Genomic DNA, 14,867 nt, shown 5'->3' on the forward strand with positions numbered 1-14,867 from the left:
GGGCCGCCAACTAATCTGGCCCATTATGGAGTCTGCACATTATTTCAGCGCCCAGCCGGCCGGGCCCTTTACCCGCAAGCCGCTCACCGTGGACCTTGCCGGTGAAACGCGCCGGCTGCAGACGTCCTCAGGGATCTTCAGCCCGGACGGAATCGACAAGGGAACGGCCGTACTTCTCGCCGACGTTCCGGCTCCGGCGCCGCAGGGCAACCTGCTGGATATCGGCTGCGGCTGGGGACCGATCGCCCTGACCATGGCCCTGCGGGCACCGCACGCCCACGTCTACGCGGTGGACGTGAACGAACGCTGCGTGACCCTCACCAACGAAAACGCCGGGCTGTTGGGGCTGAGCAACGTCACCGCCAGCACGCCGGACGCCGTGGACCCCGAACTGCGCTTTGACACTATCTGGTCCAACCCGCCGATCCGGATCGGCAAGGATGAGCTTCATGCGCTCTTGCGGCTTTGGATTCCCAGGCTGGCGCCGGGTGGATCCGCCTGGCTCGTGGTGCAGAAGAACCTCGGCTCGGACTCGCTGCAGCGCTGGCTGGCGGCGGAGCTCGACTCCAGCTTCAGCGTGACCCGGGAGAGCACGTCGAAGTCGTTCCGGATCCTTCGGGTCAGGAAAGCGTCCCGCTAGCGACAATCACAGCCGGGCCGCTGAGTTCGACGTGTTCGTGCCCCTCCGGGCCCAGGAAGAATTTCACGCCGACGACGCCGCCGGGAACATGGACGTTCCACGCGTCCGGTGCGTCCTGGCCGGCCCAGTGGCGAATAGCGACGGCGGCGGCGCAGGCGCCGGTACCGCATGACTGGGTCTCCCCCACCCCACGCTCGTGAACCCGCATGGTGATGGTGCCGGTGCCGTCGTGGACCAGCGGTTCGGACGGCACGACGAATTCGACGTTGGTGCCGTGCGGCGGCGTCGGGTCCACCCGGGGGGCCGTGAACAATTGCGTGGCCTCGAGTTCGGCGGTCTCAGCCAGGGCCACCACCGTGTGCGGGTTGCCCATGCTGACAGAAAGGGCTGGCCGGGCAACTTCGAGCCCCTCGGCGCTGACGAGCGAATCCATGGCCCGTGCGGTGGCCTCGCCCGGGAAGATGAACTCCCAGGGGCCCATGTCCACGGCGTAGCCCGCAGCTGTCCGCACGATCGTCTTGGCACCGCCCCGGGTTCCAATGACGAGGGACTCGCCTGCCGGAAGGTCCACGAGGCCTTCGGCGATGAGGAAGTGCACAAAGACGCGGACTCCGTTGCCGCACATCTCGGACAGCGAGCCGTCGCCGTTGCGGTAGTCCATGAACCACTCGGCGTCAGGGTGCGCGGCCAGCAATTCCTGCCCCTCGGGCAGGAGCCGGGAAGGAACGGCACGGATCAGTCCATCGCCGCCGATGCCGCGGTGCCGGTCGCAAAGCGCCGCGACGTGCTCGGGGCTGAGCGAGAGTGTGCCGTTGGGGTCTGCGATAAGGACAAAGTCGTTGCCCGTTCCGTGGCCTTTGGAAAACTTCAGACCGCTGAGCGGTGCGGTATCGCCGGCAGTGCGGTCAGCGGCTACGGCTTGGGATTCGTCCATGCTCCAAGGTTACCGTTCCGCCCTGACCGCTCCGGCACCGTGACCGTGACGGTTACAGATACCCTGACCGTTACGAACGCTACGCCGGCGGCGGAACGGGCGCCGTGCGGCACAGTGCGGCGGCCTCTGCCACCAGGTCAGGATCGTGCCAGCCCAGCCAGGTGACCCGGGGATCGGCCCGGAACCAGGTCAGCTGGCGGCGCGCGAACTGCCGGGTGGCGATGATTGTTTCGTCCGCGGCCTGCTCCAGGCTGGATTCGCCGTCGAGGACCCGGAGGAACTGGGCATAGCCGAGGGCGCGTGGCGCGGTTCTGCCGGTGCGAAGCCCAGCGGCGTCCAGCCGGCGCACTTCGTCCAGCAGTCCCTGGTCCACCATCGCGTGGACGCGCTGGGCAAGGCGGTCCCTCAGCAGTTCCCGTTCCACGCCGAGGCCGATCTGGACGGCGGGCTGGAAGTACTCGCGGGCCGGCATGAAGGAACTGAACGGGCGACCGGTGAGTTCGAAGACCTCCAGGGCGCGGATGATCCTGCGGTCATCGACCAGCCTGCCCGCCGACACGGGGTCCACTGCTTCCAGCCGTTCCCGCAACGGCGCAGGTCCCGCCGTGGCCAGTTCCGTCTCGAGCCGGTGGCGGATGTCCGGATCCGTGCCGGGGAACTCCAGGACATCGAGCGCGGCTCGAACGTAGAGTCCCGAGCCGCCGGCCAGGATGGCCCGTTTCCCCCGGCTGTGGATGTCGGCGATCAGGGCACGTGCCCGTTGCTGGAAGTCCGAGACGGATGCTTCCTCGGTCACGTCCAGTATGTCCAGGAGGTGATGGGGAACGCCCCTGCGTTCGGCGTCGGTGATCTTGGCGGTGCCGATGTCCATGCCGCGGTAGAACTGCATCGAGTCGGCGTTGATGACTTCGCCGTCGAGCTCGAGGGCGAGGGAGACGGCCAGATCTGATTTGCCGGACCCCGTGGGGCCGACGACGGCGATCACCGGCGGTGCAGCCGGCCTCGCACCTGGCAGTGCATCCTGCCGTTCAGTCGGCTGTGCCGTGGCCGTGGCGGCTGCATCGGCTAGGGCGGTGCCCTGCGGGCCTGGCAAGGCGCTAGCGGCCACGGACCGGGAGGCTGGGCATGCCCAGCGACACACCGGAGGTGCCCGCCGCGCTGGCCGGGACCGGGGCGCCGCAGGAATCTGCCTGGGAACGGTCCCAGGCGTCACCGGCACGGGACCGGCGCAGGCTGTAGTCGTCGGCCGTTGCAGGGTCGGAGACCAAGTGGAACGCCGCTGCCTCTGTGATGGTGACGGTCACCAGGTCGCCGGGCCGGGGCACCTCGGCGCCGGCGGGCACGGAGAAGTGCACCAGGCGCTGGTCCTGGGACCGGCCGGAGAGGCGGTGGGTTTCCTGGGCTTTACGGCCCGACTGGGCTGTCACCATGACCTCGACACGGCGGCCGAGCTGCCGGGCGTTTTCCTCCGCGGCAATCCGGTCCTGCAGGGCGGTAAGGCGCTCAAAGCGTTCCTGGACCACGGCCTTGGGCAGCTGGTCCGGCAGGTCGGCGGCAGGCGTGCCCGGTCGCTTGGAGTACTGGAAGGTGAAGGCAGTGGCGAACCGGGACTTCTCCACGACGTCGAGCGTGGCCTGGAAGTCCTCCTCGGTCTCGCCGGGGAACCCGACGATGATGTCCGTGGAGATGGCGGCATGCGGAATCTTCTCGCGGACCTTGTCCAGGATGCCGAGGAACTTGGTGGAGCGGTAGGACCGCTTCATATCCTTGAGGACTTTGTCCGAGCCGGACTGCAAGGGCATGTGCAGCTGCGGCATGACATTGGGGGTCTCTGCCATGGCGTCAATGACGTCGTCAGTGAAGGCGGCCGGGTGCGGGCTGGTGAAACGGACGCGCTCCAGGCCCGGGATGTCGCCGCAGGCGCGCAGGAGCTTGGAGAAGGCCTGCCGGTCACCGAATTCGACGCCGTAGGAGTTCACGTTTTGGCCCAGCAGTGTTACTTCGATGGCGCCGTCGTCCACGAGTGCCTGGATTTCGGCCAGGATCTCGCCGGGGCGCCGGTCCTTTTCCTTGCCCCGGAGGGCCGGGACGATGCAGAAGGTGCAGGTGTTGTTGCAGCCCACGGAGATCGATACCCAGCCTGAATAGACTGAGTCCCGCTTGGTGGGGAGAGTGGACGGAAAAACGTCCAGAGATTCGAGGATCTCGAGCTGGGCCTCGTTGTTGTGGCGGGCCCGGTCCAGCAGCGCCGGCAGGGCACCGACGTTGTGGGTGCCGAACACGGCGTCCACCCACGGCGCCTTCTTGAGGATGGTCTCCCGGTCCTTCTGTGCGAGGCATCCGCCAACGGCGATCTGCATTCCCGGATTGGCTGCCTTGACCGGGGCGAGGATGCCGAGGTTGCCGTACAGCTTGTTGTCGGCATTCTCCCGGACCGCGCAGGTGTTGAAGACCACGACGTCAGCCAGCTCACCGGCGGACGGAACATAGCCGGCGGCTTCCAGCATGCCGGCCATCCGCTCGGAATCGTGCACGTTCATCTGGCAGCCGAACGTGCGCACCTGGTAGGTGCGGGGCTGGGCTGGCCGCGAGGTTTCCGTTGCGGCAGCCGGGTCTGCACTGAATGTCGCAGGCCCTGCTGGTGGCATGGCCAGAGTCGCTGCCGGCGGCACTGCCGGAGGCGTTGCTGGAGAAGTGGTGCCGGCTGCTGGGGAGGGAATGGTAAAACTCACTTGTTAAGGGTAACGGGTATGGGTCACGGGCAGTGGCCGGGCTTGCGAAGACCCCTGATCGGTGGCCTTAGTCCCCGGCTTCCGCACGGCCGATGACAGCGTCGAGGACCTCGCCCACGATCCGGAAGGCGAGCGAAGGCTGGTATCCCTTGCGGGCCAGCATTGACGCTAGGCGGCGGGTGACCTTGTCGCGCTCCGCACGGTCCTCACCGCCGGTGAATCCCCGCAGCTTGCGCTCCACGAGCTCACGGGCCGCCGATTCTTCGTCGGCGTCGCTGAGCTGTTCCAGCGCACCGGCCGCGGTTTCCGGGTCGATGCCCTTGTCCGCGAGTTCGCGCCGCAGGGCACCCTTGGCGAGTTTGCGTGTTTGGGACCTGCTGCGGACCCACATGTCGGCAAACTCGGCGTCGTCCACCAGACGCACTTCCTCGAAGCGGTCCAGTACGGCCTCGGCGACGTCCTCGGGAACGTTGCGTTCGGCCAGCTTGCGCGCCAGCTGCAGCCGGCTCTTGGGCGAAGTCGTCAGCTGCCGCAACACGATGGCGCGAGCAACTGCTGCCGGATCCGCGTCTGGATCCAGTTCCAGAGACGGCGCCGCCTTTGAGCGGCGGGAACCGTGGGAACCGCCAGAGCCGCGGGAAGTGTACCCGCCGGAACCGCCGGAACTGTACCCGGCGGAACCGTCACGCTGGTCGCCAGCGCCGTCCGAGTCAGGGTTCCTCTGACGGAACCCTGACCCACGGCTCGCTCCTGCGTTAGAAGCCGTCAACGGCCTTCAGCTTCGGCGACTCCTCGGTTTCGGCCGGAGCCTTCACGCCGACGCCGAGCTTTTCCTTGATCAGGCGCTCAAGTTCGGACGCCAACTCCGGGTTGTCGCGCAGGAAGCGGCGGGAGTTCTCCATGCCCTGGCCCAGCTGGTCGCCATCGTAGGTGAACCAGGAGCCCGACTTCTTGATCAGGCCGTGCTCGACGCCCATGTCGATAATGCCGCCTTCACGGGAAATGCCCTGGCCGTAAATGATGTCGAACTCGGCGATCTTGAACGGCGGAGCCATCTTGTTCTTGACGATTTTGGCCTTGGTGCGGTTGCCGACGGAATCCGCGCCCTCTTTCAGGGTCTGGATCCTGCGGACGTCGATGCGGATGGAGGCGTAGAACTTCAGCGCCTTACCACCGGTGGTGGTTTCCGGAGAGCCGAAGAAGACGCCGATCTTTTCACGCAGCTGGTTGATGAAGATAGCCGTGGTCTTCGTCTGGCTCAGGCGGCCGGTGATCTTACGGAGGGCCTGGCTCATCAGGCGGGCCTGCAGGCCCACGTGGCTGTCGCCCATGTCGCCTTCGATTTCCGCGCGGGGAACGAGGGCTGCCACTGAGTCAATGACAATGACGTCAAGGGAACCGGAACCGATGAGCATGTCCATGATTTCCAGCGCCTGCTCGCCGGTGTCCGGCTGCGAGACCAGGAGCGCGTCGGTGTCGACGCCCAGCTTCGCGGCGTATTCCGGATCGAGGGCGTGCTCGGCGTCGATGAAGGCGGCGATGCCGCCCAGGCGCTGGGCGTTGGCAACGGCGTGCAGCGCGACCGTGGTCTTACCGGATGACTCCGGACCGTAGATTTCCACGACGCGGCCGCGGGGCAGGCCGCCAATTCCCAGGGCGACGTCCAATGCGATGGAGCCGGTCGGGATGACCTCGATGGGCGCACGGACTTCATCGCCGAGGCGCATGACCGAGCCTTTGCCGAACTGCTTGTCAATCTGGGCAAGCGCTGCGTCGAGCGCCTTCTGGCGATCCGGGGCTGCGGCCATGATTCACACCTCTAATACTTTCTCGCTGTGGAGTGGCCCAGTAGGCCCTTCGTCTGTCATCACTGACGCTACTTGCTCCCTCCGACAAAGTTGTCGAGGGAGCCGCGTATGTGGAAACCACGTGAATGGATAACACAGTATGTGGAAAACGCTCTGAAAAAAGCATATCGCTATCCGAACAGGTATTCGAACAAGCAGGCGGCGTGTCAGGCGCCAGCCCATGCAGGCGGCGCGTCAGGCGCCAGCCCATGCAGGCGCGCGTCAGCGTCAGTGGGGTCCGGTGGTGTCGCGGGGTTTGACGTCCCGGCCCAAGCGGCGCTCCGGCGGGACGTCCTGGACGTCGCACAGGGCAAGCCACACCTGGCGGGGAGGAACGCCGGCGCTGAGGGCCTGGTCAGCGGTGCGTCCCCCGACTCCGGCCAGGACCAGCGAGCTGCTCAGGACGCGGGAGTACCCCGCCCCGAACTCGTCGTCCATAAGCCGCCAAAAGTCACTGATTCGCACGAGTAAAGTCTCTCACGGCCCAGGACTCTAGAATGGTTGCCATGAGCAACCCAACTGAGTCCGCGGGAGATTCCTCTCCCGAAACTGCCGGCGCTGACGCCGCCCTGGACGCCGTCGAGGACCAGCTGAGCCTGCTCTGGCGCCGGGGCCGGTCGATTTCCCATCAGCTCTCGCGCGAGGTCCACCCGGACATGGAGCCCGCCGCCTACGGGCTGCTCAGTGTGATCCGCAAGCAGGGCCCGATCAGGCTGACCGAGCTCGCGTCCTGCATCGGCGTCGGCAAGCCCTCGGTGAGCCGGCAGATCGCCTTCCTCGAGGGCCTTGGCCTGGTATCGAAGGAGGCGGACCCCCTGGACGGCCGGGCGCAGTCCATCCAGCTGACCCCCGAAGGCGAGGCACGGATGCATCAGGTCCAGGACGCCCGGCGTGAAGTGTTTCGGGAACGCCTGGCAGAGTGGCCGGCCGAGGACCTGCAGGCTCTTGCCATGTACATGGCGAAACTCAATGCCACCTACGAACGTGACGGGTTCCCCCGGGACGAGCCCGCCTGACTCCCCCGGCCTGGTGCACAAGTCATCCGCGGCACACGTCAAAGGACCCCCGGCCTGAGCCGGAGGTCCTTTCTTGCGTCTTAGGTGAGTTGGCGTCTAGCGAGCTCCGGAAAGGAGGCCCTTCGCCAGCTCGTCGTTGAGGTCGGAGTTGAGTTCTCGGTCGAGGTCGCGGCCGTAGCGCTGCGCGAACTCCTGGGGGACGGTGTCCGGAACCGCGACGCCCTCGGCGACCGCAACGCGGTCGCTGACTTCGCGGAGCATGCTCGAAAGCGGAACATCGAGGGCCGAGCAGATCGAGGACAGCAACTCCGAGGAGGCTTCCTTCTGGCCGCGTTCCACTTCGCTCAGGTAGCCCAGGGAAACACGGGCACTGTGCGAGACTTCGCGGAGCGTACGGCCTTGGCGCTGGCGGACATCGCGCAGGACATCACCGATTTCGTGACGAAGTACAACCATCTTGCGCTCCTTCTGTTCGCTCTTGGCCTGATCGGCGAGGCCCACATCCTTCCAGCGGACAACGCCGTTTACGGATACGGGCTGCTTTACCATCTGTATCGCCTTGCTCCTCGTACTGTCGAGTCCGCCGGTGGGGGCGGACTCTGCTGATGATTTCATCCTAGGCGCCTCCCTTATTTGGAAGCGACACAATGTAACAACTATTCGGAATCAACTTTTGTTCCCGGCAACTTTACGCCCGGTAGCCTTCGGAAGATAGAGCTTCCAGCAGACGTTCCAGGGCCGCGCCGCACGCAAGTGCGCGGATCTCCGCGCGGCTCCCTTCAAAGGAATAGGGGTACGACGTCGATCCCCCCGCAGTGGCGATGCCGATAAAGACAGTGCCCACGGCTTTGCCGTCGTGCGGTTCGGGCCCGGCCACGCCGGTGGTGGACACGCCGATGTCGGCGCCGCAGACGCGCCGCGCGCCGTCGGCCATGGCAGCGGCGACTTGGCCGTCCACGGAGCCGACGGCGTCGAGCAGCTCGCCGGGGACGCCCAGGACCTCAGCCTTGACCTTGTTGGCGTAGGACACCACGCCGCCCTGCAGCATCCCGGACGCGCCGGGCGTGTCGGCCAGCACGGCGGTGACCATCCCGGCGGTGAGGGACTCGGCAGTGGCGGCCGTCATTCCGCGGCCGAGGGCGCCGGTGACGGCCTGCTCCGCCAGGCGGTGCAGGTTGGGGTGCAGATGGGGGTCCGGATGGTTCATTGCTTGTTCTCCCTTACCCGTTCCTTCTCTGCCCTGATGCCGGCGGCCCGCAGCTTGAGGGCTTCGATGACGTATTCGCCGCCTGTCCATAGTGTGATGGCCAGCGCAGCCATCATCACGACGAACGCCACAACGCCCAGCCACGGGGCAAGGGATGCCAGCGGAAGGACGTACAGGAAGATGGCTACTGTCTGCACCACCGTCTTGAGCTTGCCGCCGCGCGAGGCCGGGATAACGCCGTAGCGGATGACATAGAACCGCAGCGCGGTGATGCCCCACTCCCGGACGAGGATCAGGATGGTGACCCACCACGGCAGTTCCTGGAGCAGCGAGAGCATGACCAGCGCGGAGCCGATCAGGAGCTTGTCGGCGATCGGGTCGGCGATCTTGCCAAAGTCGGTGACCAGGCCGCGGGACCGGGCGATGTCGCCGTCGAGCTTGTCAGTATAAATGGCTACCGCGAAAACGAAGGCGGCCGCCCAGCGCCAAGGGCCGTTCTGGGCCTGCAGTCCCGGAGCATCGAGGATGAGGAACCAAATGAAGAACGGCACCAGCACTATCCGCAGCATCGTCAGGATATTCGGCAGGTTCCAGATCCGCGAGGCGGATCCGGCGTTGGCTTTGGCGCTATTCACCTTCCTAGGCTACCCGCTTCGCACGCTACCGTCCGGTGAGCGACCAGGCGTCCTCTGAGCCGTCCTCGTCCGAGCCGCCGTCGGCGCCGTCGTGGTACTCGATCGCCTGGGTGCGGTTCTCAAGGTCGGCCGCCACGAGGTCCTCCGCGTAGCCGCCCTGGGCGATGTTCGCGTTGGCGTTATCGCTCAGGGCAGCGGTCTGCGAGTCAGCGGCCACCGGCCCATCCTGCCCCTTCATCGCGGCCAGCACGGCAGCGAGGTCGTCCGGCTTGACCAGCACGTCGCGCGCCTTGGATCCCTCGGAGGGCCCCACCACTCCCCTGGACTCGAGCAGGTCCATCAGGCGCCCGGCCTTCGCGAAGCCGACCCGGAGCTTGCGCTGCAGCATCGAGGTGGAACCGAACTGGGTGGTGACCACGAGCTCCGTGGCCTGGAGCAGGACCTCGAGATCGTCCCCGATGTCGTCGTCGATCTGCTTCTTCTGCGCCTCGGGCGCGACGTCGTCGCGGTAGACGGCCTTGAGCTGGCCCTTGACGTGCTCGACCACCTTGTGGATCTCCGACTCGGTGACCCAGGCACCCTGGACACGCATCGCCTTGGAGGCCCCCATCGGCAGGAACAGGGCATCGCCCTGGCCGATGAGTTTTTCGGCGCCCGGCTGGTCCAGGACCACCCGGGAGTCGGTGACGGAAGAGGTGGCGAAGGCCATGCGGGAGGGCACGTTCGCCTTGATCAGGCCGGTCACGACGTCGACCGACGGACGCTGGGTGGCCAGGACCAGGTGGATGCCGGCGGCGCGGGCCAGCTGGGTGATGCGGACAATCGAGTCTTCGACGTCGCGCGGGGCCACCATCATGAGGTCGGCGAGTTCGTCCACGATCACCAGCAGGTACGGATACGGCTTGATGACGCGCTTGGAATCGACCGGCGGGTGGACCTTGCCGGCCCGGACGGCCTTGTTGAAGTCGTCAATGTGCTTGAAGCCGTAATTGGCGAGGTCATCGTAGCGGGCGTCCATTTCCCGGACCACCCACTGCAGGGCCTCGGCCGCCTTTTTCGGGTTGGTGATGATCGGCGTGATGAGGTGCGGGACCCCTTCGTAGGCCGTGAGTTCCACGCGCTTGGGGTCCACCATGACCATGCGGACCTCGTCCGGGGTGGCCCGCATCAGGATCGAGGTGATCATGGAGTTCACGAACGAGGACTTGCCGGCTCCGGTGGCACCGGCCACGAGCAAGTGCGGCATCTTGGCCAGGTTGGCCACGACGTACCCGCCCTCGACGTCCTTGCCGACGCCCATGACCATGGGGTGGTCGGTGCGGCGGGCGTTCTGGCTGCGGAGCACGTCGCCGAGGGACACGGTTTCGCGGTCCGTGTTGGGGATTTCGATGCCGATGGCGGACTTGCCCGGGATGGGGCTCAGGATGCGCACATCCGAGCTGGCGACCGCATAGGAGATGTTCTTGGACAGGGCGGTGACCCGCTCCACCTTGGTGCCCGGGGACAGTTCGATCTCGTAGCGGGTCACGGTGGGGCCACGGCTGAAACCGGTGACCTGGGCCTCCACGTTGAACTGGTTGAGGGTCTCGGTGAGCGAGGCGACAATCGCGTCGTTGGCCTCGGTGCGTTCCTTGGGGATGGAACCGGGTGTCAGGACGTCCGACGCCGGCAGGGTGTAGGTGACGTCGCCGGCCAGGGAGAGCTGTTCGGTGCGCTGCGGAATCGGGGTGGGCAGCGGTGCCGGCGCCACAGGGTTGGAGGGGACCATGGCGGCGGCCGCGACGGCGCTTGGATTGAGGGATCCGGCAGCCACCATCCCCGGGGTGACCAGCGGGATGGCCTCGGTGGCGTTTTCGCCAGCGGACCCTGTGCCGAGGCCCTGGGCGGCCTTGATCTTTTCGACGGCGATCTCGGCCTGGGTGGGACGGCGGACGCCGGGGGCGACGCCGGCCTGGTTCTTTATGCCCTTCGCGCCCTTGGCGGGCGCTTCGTCGGCTGCTTCCTCAGCGTCGATGACCGCGCGCTCGAACGCTTCGTCGCCGACGTAGCCTTCCAGGCCGGACTCGTCGTCGTGGTCCTTGCCGAAGAGGCGCTTGCGCTTCTTCTTGGGCGGGGCCGGGGCGTCGTTCTCGTACAGGTAGCTGCGGTCGTGGCGGTCGCCGCCGTCGTCGTCCTGCAGGTCGATGCCCATCAGGTGCTCGTATCCGTCCCGCAGGCGGCCGGGGATGGCGCCGAAGGGGGTCGCGGTGACGATCAGCAGCGAGGTGAAGGCCAACAGGCCGTACACCGCCACGGGAACTGCGGTGTGCAGGGCGGCCAGCGGGGCGGCGGCGAGGTACCCGAGCATGCCGCCGGCCCTGCGCAGGCCGTCGAAGCCGTCGGCGACCGTCGGCTGGCCGCCGATGACGTGGGCCAGGCCGGAACCGGCGAACGTCATGATGAGGAAGCCGATGCCGATCCGGTTGTTGCCGCGGCCGTCGTCGGGCTGGCGGAACAGGCGGAACGCACAAACGAACAGCATGAGCGGCAGCAGCAGGGACATCCAGCCAAAGGTGCCGTTGACGATCGCGAAGACGAGGTCCGGGAACCAGCCCCGGAAACCCCACCATGCGAAGGTGGCGACAAAGACGCCCAGCGCCAGGTTGAACAGGGCGGCACCGTCGCGCCGGTCCTCCGGAGCGAGGTCGCTGACGTCGTGGCCGACCCGTCTGATGCCGGCGCCGATGACGTGGGCCATGCCCAGCCATGCACCGGCCAGCACCCGCACCAGCCAGGGCTGGTGCGGCTCAACTACGGCCAACTGCCGGGTCCGCGCTGTTCCGGTGGTTCCGCCCGCGGTTCCGCGCGGCCGGGCGGATTTGGATGCGGCGGGACTGGACCCCCGGCCGGGAGAACTGCCTGATTTGCCGCTTGAGTTTCCTCTAGGCGCGGAAGAAGTACGAGTCGCCATACTCGCCACGGTACCGGATGCCGGGCCGAAAACCCCGAATTTCCGGGCCGTCCGGGATCATGTTGCCGCCAGCGCCTACAGAAAAGCGGCCTCCCCCGCCTACCGCGGCGCTCAGGCTGCGGTTGGCCGGGAAGGCCGTTTACCAGGCATGCGCCCCGTTCGTGTGAAGGGCTTACGCCCGGTGAACCAACTGAGGCTTACGCCTCAAGGACCACCGGGATGATCATGGGCTTGCGGCGCAGTTTGCGGTTGACCCACGTGCCCACGACCCGGCGGACAACCTGCTGCAGCTGGTGCGTGGTGTGCTCCGTGCGGTTCAGCACGGCCTCTTCGAGGGCCTCGTTGATCTTGGGGATGATCTCGTCGAACACGGAATCATCCTCCGCCACGCCGCGGGCGTGGATCTCCGGCCCGGACACCACCTTGCCGGTGGCACGGTGGATAACGGTGATGATGGAGATGAAGCCCTCGTCGCCGAGAGTCTGGCGGTCCTTGAGGTCCGCTTCCGTGACTTCGCCGACGCTGGAGCCGTCAACGTAGACGAATCCGACCTCGACCTGGCCCACGATGTCGGCCTGGTGATCGCGAAGGTCGATCACGGTGCCGTTGTCCGCCAGCAGGATGCTTTCCTCCGGCACTCCGGATTCGAGAGCGATCTTGCCGTTGGCGATCAGGTGGCGGGTTTCGCCGTGCACCGGCATGGCGTTGAGCGGCTCAAGGATGTTGTAGCAGTACAGCAGCTCGCCGGCGGCAGCGTGGCCGGAGACGTGCACCTTGGCGTTGCCCTTGTGGATAACGTCGGCGCCGAGCTTCAACAGGCCGTTGATGATGCGGAAGACCGCATTTTCGTTGCCCGGGATAAGGCTCGAGGCAAGGATGACGGTGTCGCCGTCGCCGACGACGACGCGGTGGTCGCCGTTGGCCATGCGGGACAGGGCGGCCATGGGCTCACCCTGGGAGCCGGTGGACATCAGCACAACCCGGTTGTCCGGCAGGTTGTCGATGTTCTTGATGTCGACCAGGATCCCGGCCGGCACCTCAAGGTAGCCCAGCTTCGCGGCGATGGCCATGTTCCGGACCATGGAGCGGCCCACAAAGGCAACCTTGCGGTTGTGGTTGGCGGCGGCGTCGAGGACCTGCTGGACGCGGTGCACGTGCGAGGAGAAGGAGGCGACGATGATGCGCTTGGAAGCCTGCCCAAACAGCCGGTCCAGGGTAGGTCCGATTTCTTTCTCGGCGGTGGTGAAGCCGGGAACGTCGGCATTGGTCGAATCAGACATGAACAAGTCCACGCCCTCTTCGCCGAGCTTTGCGAAGTGCCGGAGATCGGTGATGCGGCCATCCAGCGGCAACTGGTCCATCTTGAAGTCACCGGTGTGCAGGACGGTGCCGCCCGACGTGCGGATGAACACGGCCAGGGCGTCCGGGATGGAGTGGTTGACGGCGACGAACTCGCATTCGAAGGGCCCGAACTTCTCGACCTCGCCTTCAACGACGGTTTTCGTGTTCGGCTTGATCCGGTGTTCCTGCAGCTTGGCCTCGATGAGGGCCAGCGTGAGCTGCGAACCGACGACGGGAATGTCGGCGCGCAGGCGCAGGAGGTACGGGACGGCGCCGATGTGGTCTTCGTGACCGTGGGTCAGGACGACCGCGACGATGTCCTGGACACGGTTCTCGATGTAGGAGAAATCCGGCAGGATCAGGTCGACACCTGGCTGGGTCTCCTCGGGGAAGAGGACACCGCAGTCAACGATGAGGAGCTTGCCATCGATCTCGAAGACGGTCATGTTGCGACCGATTTCCCCGAGTCCGCCGAGCGGTACGATCCGCAGGGTGTTTTTCGGGAGGCGCGGCGGCGTGACAAGGCCGGGAAGGGCGGTTTGGGTCATAGTGCACTACTTTCCAGGCGGAGGCCGGGCTGGTTCTCAACGATCAGGAGTGACTCCGGATCAGGAAAAGACCATCCCCGCTTCCGCCAAATCCTCGCGGATGATTGCGATCTCGGCCTCGCCCGGCTCCACGAGGGGCAAACGGACAACCGAGTTGGGCAGGACTCCCTGCCACTTAAGAACCTGCTTGGCAGCGACAGCACCCTGAATGTGGGTCATCACTGCGCGGACCACGGGGTCCAGTTCGAAATGTATGGTGCGGGCGGTAGCAAAATCGCCTGCAAGTGCGGCATCGATCAGCGCGCGGAACTGCGGCGACGCGACGTGCGCGGAAACGCTGACCACCCCGACGGCGCCGGCAGCCATCCACGGCAGCGTGAGGCCGTCGTCGCCGGAGTAGACATCAATGTCGGTGTTCGCCAGAACGCGCGTAATGGCCGCGAAATCGGCCTTCGCATCCTTCAAGGCAACGATGTTGGGATGGTCGGCGAGCCGAATCATGGTCTCTGGCTCGATGGGCACGCCGGCGCGGCCGGGGATGTCGTACACCATGACCGGGAGGTCGGCGGCGTCAGCAACGGCCTCGACATGCGCCTGGATGCCGGCCTGGCTCGGCTTGTTGTAGTACGGCGTGACGATCAGCTGGCCGTGGGCTCCCGCCTTAGCGGCGCGCTTGGCCATCTCGATCGAGTGCGAAGTGTGGTTGGTCCCGGTTCCGGCGATGACCTTGGCGCGGTCGCCGACGGCCTCGACAATGACGCGGAAGAGCTTCTCTTTTTCGTCGTCTTCCAGCGTGGAGGTCTCACCCGTGGTGCCGGAGATGACGAGGGCGTCATTGCCTTCGTCGACGAGCTTGCTCGCCAGTTCCGCCGACTGCTGGTAGTCGACCTCGCCGTCCGTTGTGAAAGGCGTGACCATGGCAGTCACGAGGGTCCCGAACGTGTAAGAGCGAATATCAGAGTCAGCCATATGAAAAACGTTACCTTGTCCGCGGCATGTTAGGACAATGGCGATGGT

Annotated in this window: 14 protein-coding genes; 2 read left to right on the forward strand and 12 right to left on the reverse strand. The window is 66.2% G+C overall.

Annotation, left to right across the window (positions count from 1 at the left end; translation table 11 throughout):
* The first annotated feature begins 25 nt into the window (after positions 1-25).
* Positions 26-640, forward strand: coding sequence for a class I SAM-dependent methyltransferase (locus AC1DEM_RS07580; protein WP_277525996.1), 615 nt, complete (start codon positions 26-28; stop codon positions 638-640).
* On the opposite strand, the gene dapF is transcribed toward AC1DEM_RS07580, so the two are convergent.
* From dapF to AC1DEM_RS07610, 6 genes are all read right to left on the reverse strand, one after another.
* Positions 621-1,574: a diaminopimelate epimerase gene (dapF, locus tag AC1DEM_RS07585; RefSeq protein WP_476883898.1), complete on the reverse strand. Its 954-nt coding sequence runs from the start codon at positions 1,572-1,574 to the stop codon at positions 621-623. The genes AC1DEM_RS07580 and dapF overlap by 20 nt on opposite strands.
* A 79-nt stretch (positions 1,575-1,653) precedes the next feature.
* On the reverse strand, positions 1,654-2,589 hold the full coding sequence (gene miaA / locus AC1DEM_RS07590; protein ID WP_476884027.1) for a tRNA (adenosine(37)-N6)-dimethylallyltransferase MiaA: 936 nt from the start codon (positions 2,587-2,589) through the stop codon (positions 1,654-1,656).
* An 82-nt stretch (positions 2,590-2,671) separates the two neighbouring features.
* Complete coding sequence (gene miaB, locus AC1DEM_RS07595; protein WP_476883899.1) at positions 2,672-4,306, reverse strand: tRNA (N6-isopentenyl adenosine(37)-C2)-methylthiotransferase MiaB; 1,635 nt, start codon at positions 4,304-4,306, stop codon at positions 2,672-2,674.
* 67 nt (positions 4,307-4,373) lie between these two features.
* Positions 4,374-4,844 (reverse strand): regulatory protein RecX, encoded by a 471-nt coding sequence (locus tag AC1DEM_RS07600; protein ID WP_476883900.1) that lies wholly within the window; start codon positions 4,842-4,844, stop codon positions 4,374-4,376.
* Between the two features lie 217 nt (positions 4,845-5,061).
* Complete coding sequence (gene recA, locus AC1DEM_RS07605) at positions 5,062-6,114, reverse strand: recombinase RecA (protein WP_277525999.1); 1,053 nt, start codon at positions 6,112-6,114, stop codon at positions 5,062-5,064.
* A 267-nt stretch (positions 6,115-6,381) separates the two neighbouring features.
* Positions 6,382-6,618, reverse strand: coding sequence for a DUF3046 domain-containing protein (locus AC1DEM_RS07610; protein ID WP_277526000.1), 237 nt, complete (start codon positions 6,616-6,618; stop codon positions 6,382-6,384).
* A gap of 41 nt (positions 6,619-6,659) precedes the next feature.
* Between AC1DEM_RS07610 and AC1DEM_RS07615 the strand changes: the two genes are divergently transcribed.
* The gene (locus AC1DEM_RS07615; protein WP_476883901.1) at positions 6,660-7,169 is read left to right on the forward strand and encodes a MarR family winged helix-turn-helix transcriptional regulator; all 510 of its coding nucleotides are present in this window, start codon (positions 6,660-6,662) and stop codon (positions 7,167-7,169) included.
* 96 nt (positions 7,170-7,265) lie between these two features.
* Here the strand turns inward: AC1DEM_RS07615 and AC1DEM_RS07620 are convergent, their stop codons facing one another.
* The 6 genes from AC1DEM_RS07620 to dapA form a co-directional block, all read right to left on the reverse strand.
* Entirely contained in the window at positions 7,266-7,718 is a 453-nt protein-coding gene (locus tag AC1DEM_RS07620) for a helix-turn-helix domain-containing protein (protein WP_066434909.1), read from the reverse strand.
* Positions 7,719-7,857: 139 nt separating this feature from the next.
* Positions 7,858-8,376 (reverse strand): CinA family protein, encoded by a 519-nt coding sequence (locus AC1DEM_RS07625; RefSeq protein ID WP_476883902.1) that lies wholly within the window; start codon positions 8,374-8,376, stop codon positions 7,858-7,860.
* Positions 8,373-9,011, reverse strand: coding sequence for a CDP-diacylglycerol--glycerol-3-phosphate 3-phosphatidyltransferase (gene pgsA / locus AC1DEM_RS07630; RefSeq protein ID WP_476883903.1), 639 nt, complete (start codon positions 9,009-9,011; stop codon positions 8,373-8,375). The genes AC1DEM_RS07625 and pgsA overlap by 4 nt, the downstream gene beginning before the upstream one ends.
* A 25-nt stretch (positions 9,012-9,036) precedes the next feature.
* Positions 9,037-11,961 carry an FtsK/SpoIIIE family DNA translocase gene (locus tag AC1DEM_RS07635; RefSeq protein WP_476883904.1) on the reverse strand — a complete coding sequence of 975 codons (2,925 nt, stop codon included), beginning with the start codon at positions 11,959-11,961 and terminating at the stop codon, positions 9,037-9,039.
* A 197-nt stretch (positions 11,962-12,158) separates the two neighbouring features.
* Positions 12,159-13,850, reverse strand: coding sequence for a ribonuclease J (locus tag AC1DEM_RS07640; RefSeq protein ID WP_476883905.1), 1,692 nt, complete (start codon positions 13,848-13,850; stop codon positions 12,159-12,161).
* Between the two features lie 60 nt (positions 13,851-13,910).
* Entirely contained in the window at positions 13,911-14,819 is a 909-nt protein-coding gene (gene dapA / locus AC1DEM_RS07645) for a 4-hydroxy-tetrahydrodipicolinate synthase (RefSeq protein ID WP_476883906.1), read from the reverse strand.
* Positions 14,820-14,867: the final 48 nt, after the last annotated feature.

It is taken from the genome of Arthrobacter sp. 05T420 (assembly GCF_056396305.1).

Bases quoted from the DNA above. Each gene is read 5' to 3' on its own strand.
- AC1DEM_RS07580 (WP_277525996.1), top strand. From the start codon at position 26: ATGGAGTCTGCACATTATTTCAGCGCCCAGCCGGCCGGGCCCTTTACC.
- dapF (WP_476883898.1), bottom strand. From the start codon at position 1,574: ATGGACGAATCCCAAGCCGTAGCCGCTGACCGCACTGCCGGCGATACC.
- recA (WP_277525999.1), bottom strand. From the start codon at position 6,114: ATGGCCGCAGCCCCGGATCGCCAGAAGGCGCTCGACGCAGCGCTTGCC.
- AC1DEM_RS07615 (WP_476883901.1), top strand. From the start codon at position 6,660: ATGAGCAACCCAACTGAGTCCGCGGGAGATTCCTCTCCCGAAACTGCC.
- AC1DEM_RS07620 (WP_066434909.1), bottom strand. From the start codon at position 7,718: ATGGTAAAGCAGCCCGTATCCGTAAACGGCGTTGTCCGCTGGAAGGAT.
- AC1DEM_RS07625 (WP_476883902.1), bottom strand. From the start codon at position 8,376: ATGAACCATCCGGACCCCCATCTGCACCCCAACCTGCACCGCCTGGCG.
- AC1DEM_RS07635 (WP_476883904.1), bottom strand. From the start codon at position 11,961: ATGGCGACTCGTACTTCTTCCGCGCCTAGAGGAAACTCAAGCGGCAAA.
- AC1DEM_RS07640 (WP_476883905.1), bottom strand. From the start codon at position 13,850: ATGACCCAAACCGCCCTTCCCGGCCTTGTCACGCCGCCGCGCCTCCCG.
- dapA (WP_476883906.1), bottom strand. From the start codon at position 14,819: ATGGCTGACTCTGATATTCGCTCTTACACGTTCGGGACCCTCGTGACT.